15 protein-coding genes are annotated in these 15278 nt (G+C 68.1%); 10 read left to right on the forward strand and 5 right to left on the reverse strand.

Going from position 1 to position 15278, the window contains the following annotated elements:
• The first annotated feature begins 8 nt into the window (after positions 1 to 8).
• From bchL to cycA, 10 genes are all read left to right on the forward strand, one after another.
• On the forward strand, positions 9 to 902 hold the full coding sequence (gene bchL / locus RSP_RS09725) for a ferredoxin:protochlorophyllide reductase (ATP-dependent) iron-sulfur ATP-binding protein (RefSeq protein WP_011338126.1): 894 nt from the start codon (positions 9 to 11) through the stop codon (positions 900 to 902).
• 43 nt (positions 903 to 945) lie between these two features.
• Positions 946 to 1614: a magnesium protoporphyrin IX methyltransferase gene (bchM, locus tag RSP_RS09730; RefSeq protein WP_002720453.1), complete on the forward strand. Its 669-nt coding sequence runs from the start codon at positions 946 to 948 to the stop codon at positions 1612 to 1614.
• On the forward strand, positions 1611 to 3050 hold the full coding sequence (locus tag RSP_RS09735) for a PucC family protein (RefSeq protein ID WP_002720454.1): 1440 nt from the start codon (positions 1611 to 1613) through the stop codon (positions 3048 to 3050). Before bchM ends, RSP_RS09735 begins: the two co-directional genes overlap by 4 nt.
• An 18-nt stretch (positions 3051 to 3068) precedes the next feature.
• Positions 3069 to 3851 (forward strand): photosynthetic reaction center subunit H, encoded by a 783-nt coding sequence (gene puhA, locus RSP_RS09740; protein ID WP_002720455.1) that lies wholly within the window; start codon positions 3069 to 3071, stop codon positions 3849 to 3851.
• A 127-nt stretch (positions 3852 to 3978) separates the two neighbouring features.
• Positions 3979 to 4623, forward strand: a complete 645-nt coding sequence (gene puhB / locus RSP_RS09745; RefSeq protein ID WP_011338128.1) for a photosynthetic complex putative assembly protein PuhB — start codon at positions 3979 to 3981, stop codon at positions 4621 to 4623.
• Between the two features lie 76 nt (positions 4624 to 4699).
• Positions 4700 to 5164, forward strand: coding sequence for a photosynthetic complex assembly protein PuhC (gene puhC, locus RSP_RS09750; RefSeq protein ID WP_002720457.1), 465 nt, complete (start codon positions 4700 to 4702; stop codon positions 5162 to 5164).
• 21 nt (positions 5165 to 5185) lie between these two features.
• Positions 5186 to 5482, forward strand: a complete 297-nt coding sequence (locus RSP_RS09755; protein ID WP_002720458.1) for a hypothetical protein — start codon at positions 5186 to 5188, stop codon at positions 5480 to 5482.
• The gene (acsF, locus tag RSP_RS09760) at positions 5479 to 6570 is read left to right on the forward strand and encodes a magnesium-protoporphyrin IX monomethyl ester (oxidative) cyclase (RefSeq protein WP_011338129.1); all 1092 of its coding nucleotides are present in this window, start codon (positions 5479 to 5481) and stop codon (positions 6568 to 6570) included. Before RSP_RS09755 ends, acsF begins: the two co-directional genes overlap by 4 nt.
• A gap of 61 nt (positions 6571 to 6631) precedes the next feature.
• The gene (gene puhE, locus RSP_RS09765; protein WP_011338130.1) at positions 6632 to 7504 is read left to right on the forward strand and encodes a putative photosynthetic complex assembly protein PuhE; all 873 of its coding nucleotides are present in this window, start codon (positions 6632 to 6634) and stop codon (positions 7502 to 7504) included.
• A gap of 339 nt (positions 7505 to 7843) precedes the next feature.
• Positions 7844 to 8281, forward strand: coding sequence for a cytochrome c2 (gene cycA, locus RSP_RS09770; protein WP_002720461.1), 438 nt, complete (start codon positions 7844 to 7846; stop codon positions 8279 to 8281).
• Between the two features lie 405 nt (positions 8282 to 8686).
• Here cycA and urtE read toward each other — a convergent pair whose 3' ends face one another.
• From urtE to urtA, 5 genes are all read right to left on the reverse strand, one after another.
• Positions 8687 to 9385, reverse strand: coding sequence for an urea ABC transporter ATP-binding subunit UrtE (gene urtE / locus RSP_RS09775; RefSeq protein ID WP_011338131.1), 699 nt, complete (start codon positions 9383 to 9385; stop codon positions 8687 to 8689).
• Positions 9382 to 10125, reverse strand: a complete 744-nt coding sequence (gene urtD / locus RSP_RS09780; protein ID WP_011338132.1) for an urea ABC transporter ATP-binding protein UrtD — start codon at positions 10123 to 10125, stop codon at positions 9382 to 9384. The genes urtE and urtD overlap by 4 nt, the downstream gene beginning before the upstream one ends.
• Complete coding sequence (gene urtC, locus RSP_RS09785; RefSeq protein ID WP_011338133.1) at positions 10122 to 11354, reverse strand: urea ABC transporter permease subunit UrtC; 1233 nt, start codon at positions 11352 to 11354, stop codon at positions 10122 to 10124. The genes urtD and urtC overlap by 4 nt, the downstream gene beginning before the upstream one ends.
• Before the next feature lie 366 nt (positions 11355 to 11720).
• Positions 11721 to 13649, reverse strand: a complete 1929-nt coding sequence (gene urtB / locus RSP_RS09790; RefSeq protein ID WP_011338134.1) for an urea ABC transporter permease subunit UrtB — start codon at positions 13647 to 13649, stop codon at positions 11721 to 11723.
• A 63-nt stretch (positions 13650 to 13712) separates the two neighbouring features.
• Positions 13713 to 14993 carry an urea ABC transporter substrate-binding protein gene (gene urtA / locus RSP_RS09795; protein ID WP_002720466.1) on the reverse strand — a complete coding sequence of 427 codons (1281 nt, stop codon included), beginning with the start codon at positions 14991 to 14993 and terminating at the stop codon, positions 13713 to 13715.
• Positions 14994 to 15278 lie beyond the last annotated feature (285 nt).

Raw genomic sequence — 15278 nt, forward strand, 5'->3', positions numbered from 1 at the left:
GGCCTCCGATGAGCCCGAAAGACTTGACGATACCGACCGGAGCGGATGGCGAGGGCTCGGTCCAGGTGCATCTGGACGAGGCCGACAAGATCACCGGCGCCAAGGTCTTCGCGGTCTACGGCAAGGGCGGGATCGGCAAGTCGACGACCTCGTCGAACCTGTCGGCCGCCTTCTCGATCCTCGGCAAGAGGGTGCTGCAGATCGGCTGCGATCCGAAGCACGACTCCACCTTCACCCTGACGGGCAGCCTCGTGCCCACGGTGATCGACGTTCTGAAGGACGTGGATTTCCACCCCGAGGAACTGCGCCCCGAGGATTTCGTGTTCGAAGGCTTCAACGGCGTGATGTGCGTCGAGGCGGGCGGCCCGCCCGCGGGCACCGGCTGCGGCGGCTATGTCGTGGGCCAGACGGTGAAACTGCTGAAGCAGCACCACCTGCTCGACGACACCGACGTGGTGATCTTCGACGTGCTGGGCGACGTGGTCTGCGGCGGCTTTGCGGCGCCCCTCCAGCATGCCGATCAGGCGGTGGTGGTCACGGCGAACGACTTCGACTCGATCTATGCCATGAACCGGATCATCGCCGCGGTTCAGGCCAAGTCGAAGAACTACAAGGTGCGGCTCGCGGGCTGCGTCGCGAACCGCTCGCGCGCGACCGACGAGGTGGACCGTTTCTGCAAGGAAACGAACTTCCGCCGTCTCGCCCACATGCCGGACCTCGACGCGATCCGCCGCTCGCGGCTGAAGAAGAAGACCTTGTTCGAGATGGACGAGGATCAGGACGTGCTGGCCGCCCGCGCCGAATACATCCGGCTCGCGGAAAGCCTCTGGCGCGGCCTCGACCCGATCGATCCGCATTCGCTGCCGGATCGCGATATTTTCGAGTTGCTGGGTTTCGATTGAGCCTGCCCCTGCCGGATCCGCTCCGGTGTTCAAGGAAGAACCCATGAACGACTATTCGACCACCCGCGACCGGGTCGAACATTATTTCGACCGCACCGCGACCCACACCTGGGAGCGGCTCACCTCCTCGGCGCCCGTCAGCCGCATCCGGCAGACGGTGCGCGAGGGTCGCGACACGATGCGGGCGAAGATGCTCTGGCGGCTGCCGAAGGACCTCACGGGCCTTCGCGTGCTCGACGCGGGCTGCGGCGCAGGCCAGATGACGGCCGAGCTTGCGGCCCGCGGCGCGCAGGTCATGGCGGTGGACATCTCGCCGCAGCTCGTCGAGATCGCGCGGAAACGTCTGCCGCCCGAGCATCAGGACCGCGTGACCTTCGCTTCGGGCGACATGCTGGCCGATGACCTTGGCCGCTTCGACTATGTCGTCGCGATGGACAGCCTGATCTACTACACCGACGCCGACATCGCGGCGGCGCTCGACAGGCTCGGCGCCAGAACGCGGCATTCGGTCGTCTTTACCGTGGCCCCGCGAACGCCTTTCCTGATGGCGTTCTGGACGATGGGGAAGCTCTTTCCGCGGTCCGACCGCTCGCCGGTCATGATCCCGCACCCGTTCCAGCCTCTGAACGAGGCGACGGGGGGCAGGCTTGTGAAGGTCGGGCGGGTGTCGCGGGGCTTCTACATCTCCGAGTGTCTGGAGTTCCGGCCGTGATCCTGGGGCGGAAACAGCTGAAGAAACTGACGATCGGTGCGCTTCCCTTTGCGGATGCGGCCTCCGAAGGGCTGCCGCTCGGGCAACTGCTGCGCCTGTCGCTGTTCCAGGTCTCGGTCGGCATGTGCTCGGTGCTGCTCCTGGGCACGCTCAACCGGGTGATGATCGTCGAACTCGCGGTGCCGGCCACGGTGGTGGCCCTGATGATCGCGCTGCCGGTCCTGTCGGCGCCGTTCCGCGCCCTCATGGGCCATCGGAGCGACAATCACCGCTCGGCGCTGGGCTGGAAGCGCATCCCCTACCTCTGGTTCGGCTCGCTCTGGCAGATGGGGGGGCTGGCCATCATGCCCTTCGCGCTGATCGTGCTGTCGGGCGACCAGATCCACGGCCCCGACTGGGCCGGCGAGGTTCTGGCGGCGCTGGCCTTCCTGATGGCGGGCCTCGGCATGCACATGACCCAGACGGCGGGCCTCGCCCTCGCCTCGGACCGCGCCACGGAAGAGACGCGGCCGCGGGTGGTGGCGCTGCTCTATGTCATGTTCCTCGTGGGCATGGGGATCTCGTCGCTGATCGTGGGCTGGCTCCTGTCGGACTTCTCCGAGCTGCGGCTGATCCGCGTCGTGCAGGGCTGCGCCTTCATGACCATGGTCCTGAACATCGTCGCGCTCTGGAAACAGGAACATGTGCGGCCGATGTCGAAGGAGGAGCGCGCAGCCCCCCGGCCGCGCCTCCGCGACGCCTGGGCCGAACTCAATGCCGACGGCACCGCCTTCCGGCTCCTGATGGCGGTGGCCTGCGGCACGCTCGCCTTCAACATGCAGGACGTGCTGCTCGAGCCCTACGGCGGCGAGATCATCGGCCTGCCGGTGTCGGCCACGACGCTCCTGACGGCCATGTGGTCGGTGGGCGCGCTCGCGGGCTTCGGCCTCGCCGCGCGCTGGCTGGCGCGCGGTCTCGACCCCGCCCGCATGGCGGGACGGGGGATCCTGATCGGCCTTGCCGCCTTCCTGCTCGTGCTTTTCGCCTGGCCTGCCGCGTCGAAGGCGATGTTCTTCGCCGGTGCGGGCCTGATCGGGATGGGCGGCGGGCTCTTTTCCGTCGCCACCCTCACGATGGCGATGGCCATCCCGGTGGCGGGTCTGGCCGGCCGCGGCCTCGCGCTCGGCGCCTGGGGGGCTGCGCAGGCGACCGCCGCGGGCCTCGCCATCCTCATGGGCGGCGCACTGCGCGACGTCATCGGCCACTGGGCCAAGGCGGGGCATCTCGGTGCCGCGCTGCAGGACGCGGCCATCGGCTACAGCTCCGTGTACCTCCTCGAGATCGGGCTGCTGTTCGCCACACTGATCGTGCTGGGGCCTCTGGTCCGAACCACGATCCTCTCATCTGAACGACCGGCCGGCGGGACCCGCGTGGGACTCGCCGACTTCCCCACCTGACACCGGAGGACCCCTTAAATGGTTGGTGTGACTGCTTTTGGAAACTTCGATCTGGCGTCGCTGGCGATCTATAGCTTCTGGATCTTCCTCGCGGGCCTGATCTACTACCTCCAGACCGAGAACATGCGCGAGGGCTATCCGCTGGAGAACGAGGACGGCACCCCGGCCGCGAACCAGGGCCCGTTCCCGCTGCCGAAGCCCAAGACCTTCATCCTGCCCCACGGCCGCGGCACGCTGACCGTGCCCGGCCCGGAAAGCGAAGACCGCCCGATCGCGCTCGCGCGGACGGCCGTCTCGGAAGGCTTCCCGCATGCGCCCACGGGCGACCCGATGAAGGACGGCGTCGGCCCGGCCTCGTGGGTTGCGCGCCGTGACCTGCCCGAACTCGACGGGCACGGCCACAACAAGATCAAGCCGATGAAGGCCGCTGCCGGCTTCCACGTCTCGGCCGGCAAGAACCCGATCGGCCTGCCCGTCCGCGGCTGCGATCTCGAGATCGCGGGCAAGGTCGTGGACATCTGGGTCGACATCCCCGAGCAGATGGCCCGCTTCCTCGAGGTCGAACTCAAGGACGGCTCGACCCGCCTCCTGCCGATGCAGATGGTCAAGGTCCAGTCGAACCGCGTCCATGTGAACGCGCTCTCGTCCGACCTGTTCGCGGGCATCCCGACGATCAAGTCCCCGACCGAGGTCACGCTCCTCGAAGAGGACAAGATCTGCGGCTACGTCGCCGGCGGCCTGATGTATGCCGCGCCGAAGCGCAAGTCGGTCGTGGCGGCGATGCTGGCCGAATACGCCTGATCCCCGCATGGCGCGGCCCCCCGCGGGCCGCGCCGCATCCTTCCCGGACCCGATCCGGATCAGATCCCTCCCCCACCCGGATCCGATCCGCATCCGATCCGCCGCAGACGCACCCGAGGAGACACCCATGGACCATGACGATTTCAAGTTCGAACCGATCCCTGGCCTCCCCGAGCGTCCGCCGCAGGGCGAGACGCTGCTCTGGCAGGGCCGCCCGGCCGCCTTCGCGCTCGCGCGCGAGGCCTACAAGGTCAACTGGATCGCGGGCTATTTCGCCCTGACCGCGCTCTGGCGCGCCTCGACCGGCTGGGCCGACGGCGGCCTGCCGATGGCGGTGGCCTATGCGGTGCCCTATCTCGGGCTCGGCGCCGTGACCTATCTGCTGCTCCTCCTCGGCGCCTACTGGCAGGCCCGCGCCACGATCTATTCGATCACCACAGCGCGCGTGATCCTGCGCATCGGGGCGGCCCTGTCGGTCACGCTGAACCTGCCCTTCAAGCAGATGGAAAGCGCGGCGCTCGACCTGCGCAAGTCCGGCACGGGTACCATCGCCCTGCGGATGAAGGCGCCCAACCGGATCTCGAAGCTGGTCTGCTGGCCGCACATCCGCCCGTGGAAATGGCATGGCGAGCCGGCGATGCGCTGCGTGCCCGACGCCGAACGCATCGCGCGCCTGCTGTCGGATGCGGCCGAGGCGCGGCTCTCGGTGCCCACCATCGCCCGCACGGGCGAGCAGGCCCCGGTGCCGCCCCACGCCGTGCCCGCCGCCTGAGCCGACCCGGCCCCCCCATCCACCTCCGGCCGCTGCCCCCGCGGGGCAGCCCCGGCAAGACCCCGCAGGACATGCCATGATGAGCGCACAGAACTCCCGCCAGCCCCGGAGCGACAAGGACAAGGAGCTGATCCCGCCCTTCCTGCTCAAGGCGATGTTCGCCCTTGCGCTGGGATCGGTGCTGATGGTGAGCTGGGCGGTCTGGACCGGCCGCGAGCCCACCGGCAAGCCCGCCCCCGCCCCCGTGGTGGCCGAGCGCCAGCTCGTCCTGCAGGGGCTGGGCGAGCAGGCCGTGGCCGTCCGCACGCCCGAAGGCGAGACCCTCTTCGAAGCCGAGAACGGCGGCTTCGTCACCGTGATCCAGATCGGCCTGAAGCGCGCCCGCACCGTGCACAGGATCGAAGGCAATCCCCCCGTGCGGTTGGTGAAGTACGAGAACGGCAGACTTTCCCTGCAGGATGACGCAACCGGCTGGAGCGCCGAGCTCCAGGCATTCGGACCCGACAACGAGGCCGCCTTCGAGCGGATGCTGTCCGAATGACGCCAAGAGAAGGGAACCCCCATGGGTCTGTTCACGAAACAAGCGGAAGAGGTGCCCTGCACCGTTGAAGTGAGTCACCAGTTCGAGTCTCTCCACGCGCATGTGCGCTTCGACAACGGGGCCATCGTCCATCCGGGCGATGAGGTTCTGGTTCACGGCGCGCCGGTCCTGGCGGCCTTTGGCGAGGTGGTGGTCGAGGAACGCACCGCCACCATCACGCGCGCCTCGGGCCTCGAGCGGCTCTGGACGCGCCTCACGGGCGATCTCGGTGCGATGGAACTGTGCGAATTCTCCTTCTCCGAGCAGGTGACGCTGTGAACGCGCCGGCCGGAGGGCTCTCCCCCGCGCTCACGCCGGAAGCGGTTGCCGACACGACGGCGATGGCGACCGAGACCCACATCCTGAACCCGCGCTTCTACACCACCGATTTCGACGAGCTGGACCGCGTCGACGTGACCCCCGTCCGCAAGGACTGGGACGCGCTGATCGCCGAGATGAAGGCGGATCCGAACAAGGCGCATTTCAAGAAGACCGAGGCCTGGGACCGGATCGACTGGGACGGGATGGATCCTGCCCTGCGCGTCGAGTTCATCGACTTCCTCGTCTCGTCCTGCACCGCCGAATTCTCGGGCTGCGTGCTCTACAAGGAGATGAAGCGGCGCGGCTCGAACCCCGACATTCGCGAGCTGTTCAACTACATGGCCCGCGACGAGGCCCGGCACGCGGGCTTCATCAACGACGCTCTGCGCGAGGCGGGCGTGGCGGTGAACCTGGGCTTCCTGACCAAGGCCAAGAAATACACCTATTTCCGGCCGAAGTTCATCTATTACGCCACCTACCTCTCCGAGAAGATCGGCTACGCACGCTACATCACGATCTACCGCCATCTCGAGGCCAACCCCGAGCATCGCTTCCACCCGATCTTCAAGTGGTTCAAGGAGTGGTGCAACGACGAGTTCCGCCACGGCGAGGCCTTCGCGCTGCTGATGAAGACCGATCCGAAGCTGACGGACACGACCGTCAACCGGCTCTGGATCCGCTTCTTTCTGACGGCGGTCTATTCGACCATGTGGGTGCGCGACCATGCCCGGCCCGAGTTCCACAAGGCGCTCGGCGTGGACATCGACTGGTACGATCAGGAGGTCTACCGCAAGACCTCCGAGATCGCGCGCCAGATCTTCCCGGTCGAGCTCGACATCGACCACCCGCGCTGGAAGCCGGCGCTCCGCCGCATGAACGAGGCCTTCCTGCGCATCGACCGCGGCACCCGCCGCGGCGGGATCGCGGGGCGGCTCGAGAAGGCTCTGGGCGGCGCGCAGGCGCTGGCTGCCTTCGTATCCCTCTACACGATCCCGGTCAGGACCCACACCCTGCCCGAGAACGTCCGACTGGAGCCGAGCTATTGACTTCTGACGATCACCGGAAGCGGGCCCTGTCCGCTTCCTCCAGCGCGCCGAGGGGCTGCGGATGCTGACGAGTCCCTGGGTCGTGGCCCTGTCGGCCATCTTCGTCTGGTGGTTCTCCACCGGCATCCTGCTCTGGCGGGTGCGCCATGCCGACAACCGCGGCCCCGAGGCGCATCTGACCTCGGTGATCCTGGGCCTGCCGATGCTCTTCGCGGGCGCCTGGGGCTATGTCCACACCCTCCACGACGAGACGGTGGGCGGGGTCTATGTGGCGTTCCTCTCGGCGCTCGGCGTCTGGGGCTGGATCGAGCTGTCCTTCCTGTCGGGCGTCATCACGGGCCCGAACACCGACCCCTGCCCGCTGCATGCGCGGGCACCCGAGCGATTCCTGCGGGCGGTGGGCACGGTTCTCTGGCACGAGATCGTGCTCCTCACCGTGCTCATCGCCATGGCGGTCCATGCGGCCGACGCCCCCAACCGCTTCGGGCTCTGGACCTTCCTCGTCCTCTTCGTGGCCCGCGTCTCGGCCAAGCTGAACCTCTATCTCGGCGTGCCCTACATCAACGTCGAGTTCCTGCCCTCGACCCTCGCGCACCTGTCGAGCTACTTCCGCCACACGCGGATGAACCGCTTCTTCCCGCTCTCGGTGACGCTGCTGACCTTCGCGACCGGCTGCTGGATCGAGCGCGCGCTCTCCGCCGGCGGGGCGAACCATCGCGAGGTGGGTTTCTGGCTCCTGGCGGCGCTGACGGCGCTCGCCGTCCTCGAGCACTGGTTCATGGTGGTGAACCTGCAGGACCGGAAGCTCTGGAAATGGATGATGCCCGAGCGGCGGCGGCCCGTACGCGGCGGCCGCGTGCCGCCCTCGCATCTGCCGGATACCGTCCGGCGGGGCGAGGCGAAGCTGCTCAAGGAGAAGGCGGGAAGGCTCTAGTCACATCGCATTGAGGCTCTCGTGGGGACTCGTTGTGCGGCAATCCGTCATATAATTTGCTCCGTATCCGGGCAGCATAGTCCGCTGCGTCCGAACAGCCCGGCAGGAAGTCCATGTCAGCCACCTCGCACCCTCAGAGCGCGTCTTCGATCTGCGAGAATGGCCCGGTCCAGCCGAAGCCGGGCTTCCGGCCCGTCCCCCGTTTCGCCGCCCTCGCGACCGTTGCGGATCCCGGATCCAAATGTCATGCATGATCCGGAACGCGCGGCCCGCAGTAGTGATTGTGTGCCGGCGGCACCTATATCTTTACCACCATCTACCCATACAGGGAGGATACCCATGAAGTTCCAAGTCAAGGCCCTCGCCGCCATCGCCGCATTCGCGGCGCTGCCGGCGCTCGCGCAGGAAGGCGACCCGGAAGCCGGGGCCAAGGCCTTCAACCAGTGCCAGACCTGCCACGTCATCGTGGACGATTCCGGCACCACCATCGCCGGCCGCAACGCCAAGACCGGCCCGAACCTCTACGGCGTCGTGGGCCGCACCGCGGGCACGCAGGCCGACTTCAAGGGCTATGGCGAAGGCATGAAGGAAGCCGGCGCGAAAGGGCTCGCCTGGGATGAAGAGCATTTCGTCCAGTATGTTCAGGATCCGACCAAGTTCCTGAAGGAATATACCGGCGACGCGAAAGCCAAGGGCAAGATGACCTTCAAGCTGAAGAAGGAAGCGGACGCCCACAACATCTGGGCCTACCTCCAGCAGGTCGCCGTCCGGCCCTGAGGCCTGACCGACGCGCATTCGAAGGCCGGCAGAGCGATCTGCCGGCCTTTCTCGTTCCAGCCCCGGGCGAGGCGCGCCGGCGCCGGGACAGGCGAACGGAGTGGTCACGCGCCGGGCCTCGGTCTCGGCAGCCCTTTCGCTTGAAGCCGACCTCCGGCCTCGCCGGATCGTGCCCTCTCCGACACGTCCCGGCCACGGCAGATCGTCTTGATCCCCCTCTCCGACTGCACATGCCCTCTGCCCGAGCTTCGCGCGCGTCCGCCCGGGCTCGCCGTTCGGGCGTGGGCGAGGCAACAGCCGCCGGGGCGGTGAGTACATTCAGGCGCCCGGGCGCGCGCGCTGGAGGGCACCCGCTTTTGGGGACAAGGCGGGTGCGACGGCCGGAGGGGGCGGAGCGCCCTCGCCTCAGACCGACACCGCCTGCTTCAGCCGGTCGCGCCCGAGCTCGGCTCTGGTGCCCGACAGGTCCACCGCGCCGCGTTTGAGGACGTAGAACCGGTCCGCAAGGTCGTAGGCGAAGTCGAAATACTGCTCGACGAGGACAATGGCCATGTCGCCCTTCTCCCGCAGATAGGAGATCACGCGGCCGATCTGCTGGATGATGTTGGGCTGGATCCCCTCGGTGGGCTCGTCGAGAAGCAGAAGCTTCGGCCGCATGATCAGGGCACGCGCGATGGCGAGCTGCTGCTGCTGGCCGCCGGAGAGATCGCCGCCGCGGCGGTGCGCCATGTCCTTCAGGACCGGGAAGAGGGCATAGATCTCCTCCGGGATCCGATGCTCGGCGCGGGGAAGGACCGCAAAGCCGGTCTCGAGATTCTCCGTCACCGTCAGGAGCGGAAAGATCATCCTCCCCTGCGGCACGAAGCCGAGGCCCCGCCGCGCCATGGCCTGCGGCGGCAGCACCGGCAGCTCTGCGCCTTCGAGGAAGATCCGCCCGCCCGAGCGCGGATGCGTGCCGGAGATCGCCTTCAGGAGCGAGGTCTTGCCCACCCCGTTCGTGCCCATGATGCAGGTCACCTCGCCCGCGCGCGCCTCCATGTCGATCCCGTGGAGAATCTGGCTGCCGCCGTAATGCAAGGTCAGCGCTTCGGTCTTCAGCATCATCCGCGTCCCAGATAGACTTCGATCACCGCAGGGTTCCGCGTCACATGGTCGAGGCTGCCTTCGGCCAGCACCGCCCCCTCGTGCAGCACCGTCACCTTGCAGTCGAGGCGGCGGACGAACTCCATGTCATGCTCGACCACCACCACTGCGCGCGTCTTCGCCATCTCGACGAGGAGCGCGGTAGTATGTTCGCGCTCGGCCAGCGTCATCCCCGCCGCGGGCTCGTCCACGAGGAGGAGCCGCGGTTCCTGTGCGAGCAGCATCCCGATCTCGAGCCACTGCTTCTGCCCGTGGCTGAGCTCGCCCGACTTCCGCGCGAGATGCTGGCCGAGGCCCACCTCCTCGGCCAGCGCCTGCACGCGCACGGCGTCCGGCCGACTGGGCCGGAAGAAAAGGACGGCGAAGGGGGAACGCGGCTTCTTCAGCGCCATCATGAGATTGTCGAACACCGTCTGGTCCTCGAACACCGTCGGGCGCTGGAACTTGCGCCCGATACCCGCCTGCGCGATCCTGGCCTCGGAGAGCTTCAGGAGCGAGATCGAGCGGTCGCCGAAGGTGACGGATCCCTGATCGGGGCGGGTCTTGCCGGTCACGATATCCATGAAGGTGGTCTTGCCCGCGCCGTTGGGCCCGATGATGGCCCGCAGCTCGCGCGCGCCGATGTTGAAGGAGAGGTTGTTGATCGCGCGGAAGCCGTCGAAGGTGACGGAGACGCCCGAGACCTCGAGGAGCGCGCTCATTCGCTGGCCTCCCTCTCCTGCAGCGCGCCCGCATCGGGGCCGAGCGGCGCGCCGCGCCGGTTCGGGGGACGCAGGCCCTGCGCCCAGTCGACGAGGCCGCCGATCCCCTGCGGCGCGAAGAGCGTGACGAGGACGAAGGCCAGCCCCAGCAGGATCTGCCACCAGTCGACCCACTGGATGGTCGCGAAGCCGAGGGAGAGATCGGGCGCGCGCCCTCCGGTGAACCAGGTCGAGAGGAGCGAGACGAAGGCCGCGCCGATCACCGCCCCGTAGAGGCGCCCGCGGCCGCCGATCGCCACCCAGACCGCGAGATAGATCGAGGCGATGGGGGCGAGCTCGGCCGGGTTGATGATGCCCGCCTGCGGGTAGTAGAGCGCGCCCGCGATGGCCGCGATCACTGCGGTCAGGGTGAAGATGAAGAGCTTGTAGCCCTCGACCGAATAGCCGAGGAAGCGCACCCGCTGCTCGTCGTCCCGAATGGCGCGCAGGACGGAGCCGAACTTGCCCGAGACGATCCAGGCTGCGAGCAGATATCCGAGCGCCAGCGCGCCGGCCGAAGCCCAGAAGAACCAGACCGAGAGCCGGTCCTGCGAGACCTGGACGAGGCCGGGGATGTTCTGGAGACCCGAGAGCCCGTTGTTGCCGCGCAGGCCCGCGTCGTTCTGGAAGAGATGCAGCGCGAGGGCGAGCGTCATGGCCTGGGTGAGAATCGAGAGATAGACCCCCGTGACCCGGCTGCGGAAGGCGAGCCAGCCGAAGACGAGGGCCAGAAGGCCCGGCACCAGCACCACAAGGGCGAGCTGCAGCGGCAGGCTGTGGGCGAAGGCCCAGACGGCGGGCAGCTCCGCCCCGCCCACGACGCCGAAGATCTGGCTCGCCACCCCGTCCGAGATCTCCTGCGGCGTGGCCGGCAGCGGCGCGTTGGACAGGGCCTGCACCACGATATCCTCGGTGCGGGCATACATGAGCCACATGCCGATCATGTAGCCGCCGAGCGCGAAGAAGGCCATGTGGCCGAGGCTGAGGATGCCCGCATAGCCCCAGACGAGATCCATCGCGAGGGCCACGAGGCAGAGGCAGAGCGTCTTGCCCAGCGTCTTGACGAAGGAGGTGGAGAGGAAGGCCGTGCCATAAGCATGGGAGGCGAGCGTCACCGCGAGGGTGAAGAGCGCGAGAAGGGCAAGGAAGATCAGCACCGAGGGGCTGCGGGCGAGGAAGCTCTGTCTCATGGGAGGGGCGCTCCGGCAGACGGGCGGAAGCGGGGGGCCAGCCCCCCGCGCCCCCCGGGATATTTGGGCCAGAATGAAAGAGGAGGGAGGCTCGCGGGCGGCGGGACGGCGCGGGCGCGGCGAGGATGCGTCGGGAGTCCTGCGGCAGGGTCCGTGTCGGACGGGCGGGGGGTGAGGCGTGGCGATGGGATGCCGGTTCCTCGGGCGTTTCTCCGCAGGGACGGGACAGGGGAGAGGGACAGGCTTTCGGCGGGCGGCGGCGGATCCGCAGGCCGCCGGGGCTCCGGGCGGACGCGCGCGGCCCCGACGGCGACCTTGCTGCCGGCAGACCGCAAAGCGGGGGCGGGCGGAAGGAGGGGCACGGTGTCAGTCTCCCGCGGCACGGCCTTTCAGGGCGACGATGCCCCGCGGCCGGAACTGGATGAAGATGATGATGAAGAGGATCATGTAGGTCTGGGCCGCGAGCGTGTTCGAGGGATTGAGCCACTCGATGCCCTTCTGCACCCCGCCGATCATCGCGGCCCCCGCGAGCGTGCCCCAGATGTTGCCGACGCCGCCCACGACCACCGTCATGAAGCTCTGGACGATGTAATCCTGTCCGAGCTCGGAGGTGACCTTGGCGAAGAGGCCGATGGCCACGCCCGCGATGCCCGCGATACCCGAGCCGAGCCCGAAGGTCAGCATGTTGATCCGATCGGGGTTGATCCCCATCGAGGCCGCCATCGAGGGGTTCTGCGTTACCGCCCGCACCTCGAGCCCGAGGCGGGTGCGCGTCATGATGAAGAGGAAGACGCCGAGGAAGATCATTGCGAGGACGAAGATCGCGATGCGGATGTAGCTGATCGAGACCACGTCGTTGAAGCTCAGCGCGCCGTCGAGCCAGGCGGGCGCGGTCAGCGGCCGGGCCTGGGTGCCGAAGATGTTCTTGGCGAGCTGCTGCAGCGCGATGGAGATGCCGAACGTGGCCAGCAGCGTCTCGAGCGGGCGGCGGTAGAGATGGCGGATCACCAGCCGCTCCATCGCGACGCCGGCCGCGAAGGTGACGGCGAAGGCCAGAGGCAGCGCCACGAGGATCGAGATCGTGTAGTCGGAGATCCATTGCTGGACCACATAGCCCGTGTAGGCCCCCATCATGATGAATTCGCCATGGGCCATGTTGATGACCCGCATCACGCCGAAGGTGATGGCAAGGCCGATGGCCGCAAGGAAATAAATCGAGGCCAGCGAGGCCGCGTCGAGGGCGAGGTCGGCCGCCTGCATCAGGCCCACGGTGCGCCCGATGCGCGCCAGAGCGGCGCTTGCGGCCTCGGTGACGGCCGGGTCGGGCTCGGCATAGAGGTCGAGGAAGCGGAAGCGGTCGAGGGTGGCCGTCACCTCGTCCTCGGTGGCGCCGGGGGGCACGAGGCCCCGGGCCTCGAGCGCAGTATAGGCGCGGTCGCGGGCCTCGGGGCTGTCGAGCGCCGCCACGGGGATGCCCGCCACCTGCCCGTCCCGGATCTGCGCCACGAGCGTCTCGCGCAGCGCCGTGCGGCTGAGGCGGGCGGGGGCCAGGCCCTCGGCCACCAGAAGATCGTAGGCCTCTTCCCGCGGCAGGTCGCGCCCGGGCACGAGCTCGCGGGCGATGTTGAGCCCCTCGGGCGCGCTCTCGACCGCGGTGCGGCGCGTGGCGACCAGCGGGTTCAGCGCGGCGCGGAGATCGAGGCCGAGATCGGCGCCGAAGCTTTCGATCGCGGCGACGCGCTCGGCGGCGCTGGCCCCGAAGCGCAGCGTCAGGAGCCGCTCGAGCCGGGCCATGGCCGGATCGGGCGCCTGGGCCAGAGCGGCCCGCAGCGGCTCCAGATGCTCGGGCGCGGGATCGCGGGCGATGGAGGCAAGCGCCGCCGAGCGGCGCGCGGGATCGGGATCGGCCAACTGGAAGCGCACGAGCGCGGTGGCGATGAGACCACGGACGCCGCTGTTCGGACGCAGCTGCGCAATCTCGCCCCGGCCCGCGGTGCCCGCGGGGGCGCCGGCCAGGTCGCGGAGCGCCCATCCGCCGTCGGCCGGCTCGATCAGGAAGAAGGTGCCGTCGCTTTCGCGAAAGCCCAGCCGCCGGTCGGCCCAGGCGTCGAGGATTGCTGCGGCGGAAGCATCGCCCGACGCCGCCAGCGCCTCGATCACCGGGCCGATGGTCTGGCGCGAGGACCGTTCGATCAGGGCGCGGTTCTCGGAAAGGATCTGCGCGGCGGGCGTGCCCTGCGCGAGGACGGGAAGCGCAGAGGCGAGCACTGCGAGGAGGATCAGGACAAACCGCATTCGGACCTCGTCGGAGGGAGCGGGGGCGGCGTCGGACCTGCGGCCCGGGCCGCCCCCGTCACGTCAGTAGTTCGACTTGATCTGCACGCAGCTCTTGGTCTCGGTGTTGTACATGCCGCAGTCGAGCTTGGCCCAGTCGGACTCGAGCACGGCCGATTCCGGCAGGAAGTCCGTCCAGGCATCGCCCGGCACCGGATCGGTCTGCGAGATGATGTCGAACTGGCCGTCGTCGCGGATCTCGCCGATCAGCACGGGCTTGGTCAGATGGTGGTTCGGCAGCATCTCGGCCTCGGAGCCGGTGAGGTTCGGGAATTTCTGCCCGATCATCTCCTTGGCCACCGGATCCACATCAGTGGTGCCCGCCGCGGTCACGGCATTCACCCACATGTTGAAGCCGATGTAGGTGGCCTCCATCGGGTCGTTCGTCACCCGCTTCTCACCCATGCGGGCCTTCCATTCCTTGATGAAGGCTTCGTTCTCGGGGCTTTCGGCGGACTGGAAGTAGTTCCAGGCCGCGAGATGGCCCACGAGGTTCGAGGTGTCGAGGCCCGAGAGCTCCTCCTCGCCCACCGAGAAGGCCACGACGGGAATGTCCTCGGCCGAGATGCCTGCGGCCGCGAGTTCCTTGTAGAAGCCGATGTTCGCATCCCCGTTGATGGTCGAGATCACGCCCACCTTCTTGCCGTCCGCGCCGAGCGCCTTCACGTCCGCCACGATCTTCGACCAGTCGGAATGGCCGAAGGGCGTGTAGTTCACGAAGATGTCGGATTTCGCGATGCCCTTCTGCTGCAAGTAGCTTTCGAGGATGTTGTTCGTCGTGCGCGGATAGACATAGTCGGTGCCGAGGAGGGCGAATTTCTCGACGCCCAGTTCCTCGAGGAAATAGTCCACCGCCGGAATCGCCTGCTGGTTCGGCGCGGCACCGGTGTAGAAGACGTTCTTCGAGCTCTCCTCGCCCTCATACTGCACCGGGTAGAACAGGAGGCCGTTCAACTCCTCGATCACCGGCAGCACCGACTTGCGGCTGACCGAGGTCCAGCAGCCGAAGATCACGTCGACATCGTTCACGGTCAGCAGCTCGCGCGCCTTCTCGGCGAAGAGCGGCCAGTCGGAGGCGGGGTCCACCACCACCGCCTCGAGCTTCTTGCCCAGAAGGCCGCCCTTGGCGTTCTGCTGATCGACGAGCATCAGGACGGTGTCCTTCAGCGTCGTCTCGGAAATCGCCATCGTGCCCGAGAGCGAATGGAGCACGCCGATCTTGATCGTGTCCTCCTGTGCGAGCGCCCCGCCCGCGAGCGACAGACCGAGGGCCGTGCCGATCAGATATGCCCGGAACATCTTCATGCTCTTGTGTCCTTTTTCAGCAAGGCTCCGCCCGTCCGGTCCCGAGGGCCGGTCGTGGTTCCGTCAAGCCTTGGCAGTCCCCTGTTGATCCGCCGCGGGGCCTGTCCCGGCCCGCGGGCGCCGGAGCGTCTCTGGCTCCTCGCCGCTTCAGAAGACGTCGGGTCGGGGGATGCGGCAAGACGGGCTGCGGTTCGGCCGCGGGGCGCCATGAAAAACGCCGAAAAATTCATCGGATCACGGGCTCGCGACCCTGAAAGAGGCAGAGCCTGTGCGGAAGCGGCGCCA

It is taken from the genome of Cereibacter sphaeroides 2.4.1 (assembly GCF_000012905.2).
Taxonomy (GTDB): domain Bacteria; phylum Pseudomonadota; class Alphaproteobacteria; order Rhodobacterales; family Rhodobacteraceae; genus Cereibacter_A; species Cereibacter_A sphaeroides.

Bases quoted from the DNA above. Each gene is read 5' to 3' on its own strand.
- bchL (WP_011338126.1), top strand. From the start codon at position 9: ATGAGCCCGAAAGACTTGACGATACCGACCGGAGCGGATGGCGAGGGC.
- bchM (WP_002720453.1), top strand. From the start codon at position 946: ATGAACGACTATTCGACCACCCGCGACCGGGTCGAACATTATTTCGAC.
- puhA (WP_002720455.1), top strand. From the start codon at position 3,069: ATGGTTGGTGTGACTGCTTTTGGAAACTTCGATCTGGCGTCGCTGGCG.
- puhB (WP_011338128.1), top strand. From the start codon at position 3,979: ATGGACCATGACGATTTCAAGTTCGAACCGATCCCTGGCCTCCCCGAG.
- puhC (WP_002720457.1), top strand. From the start codon at position 4,700: ATGATGAGCGCACAGAACTCCCGCCAGCCCCGGAGCGACAAGGACAAG.
- RSP_RS09755 (WP_002720458.1), top strand. From the start codon at position 5,186: ATGGGTCTGTTCACGAAACAAGCGGAAGAGGTGCCCTGCACCGTTGAA.
- puhE (WP_011338130.1), top strand. From the start codon at position 6,632: ATGCTGACGAGTCCCTGGGTCGTGGCCCTGTCGGCCATCTTCGTCTGG.
- cycA (WP_002720461.1), top strand. From the start codon at position 7,844: ATGAAGTTCCAAGTCAAGGCCCTCGCCGCCATCGCCGCATTCGCGGCG.
- urtE (WP_011338131.1), bottom strand. From the start codon at position 9,385: ATGATGCTGAAGACCGAAGCGCTGACCTTGCATTACGGCGGCAGCCAG.
- urtD (WP_011338132.1), bottom strand. From the start codon at position 10,125: ATGAGCGCGCTCCTCGAGGTCTCGGGCGTCTCCGTCACCTTCGACGGC.
- urtC (WP_011338133.1), bottom strand. From the start codon at position 11,354: ATGAGACAGAGCTTCCTCGCCCGCAGCCCCTCGGTGCTGATCTTCCTT.
- urtB (WP_011338134.1), bottom strand. From the start codon at position 13,649: ATGCGGTTTGTCCTGATCCTCCTCGCAGTGCTCGCCTCTGCGCTTCCC.
- urtA (WP_002720466.1), bottom strand. From the start codon at position 14,993: ATGAAGATGTTCCGGGCATATCTGATCGGCACGGCCCTCGGTCTGTCG.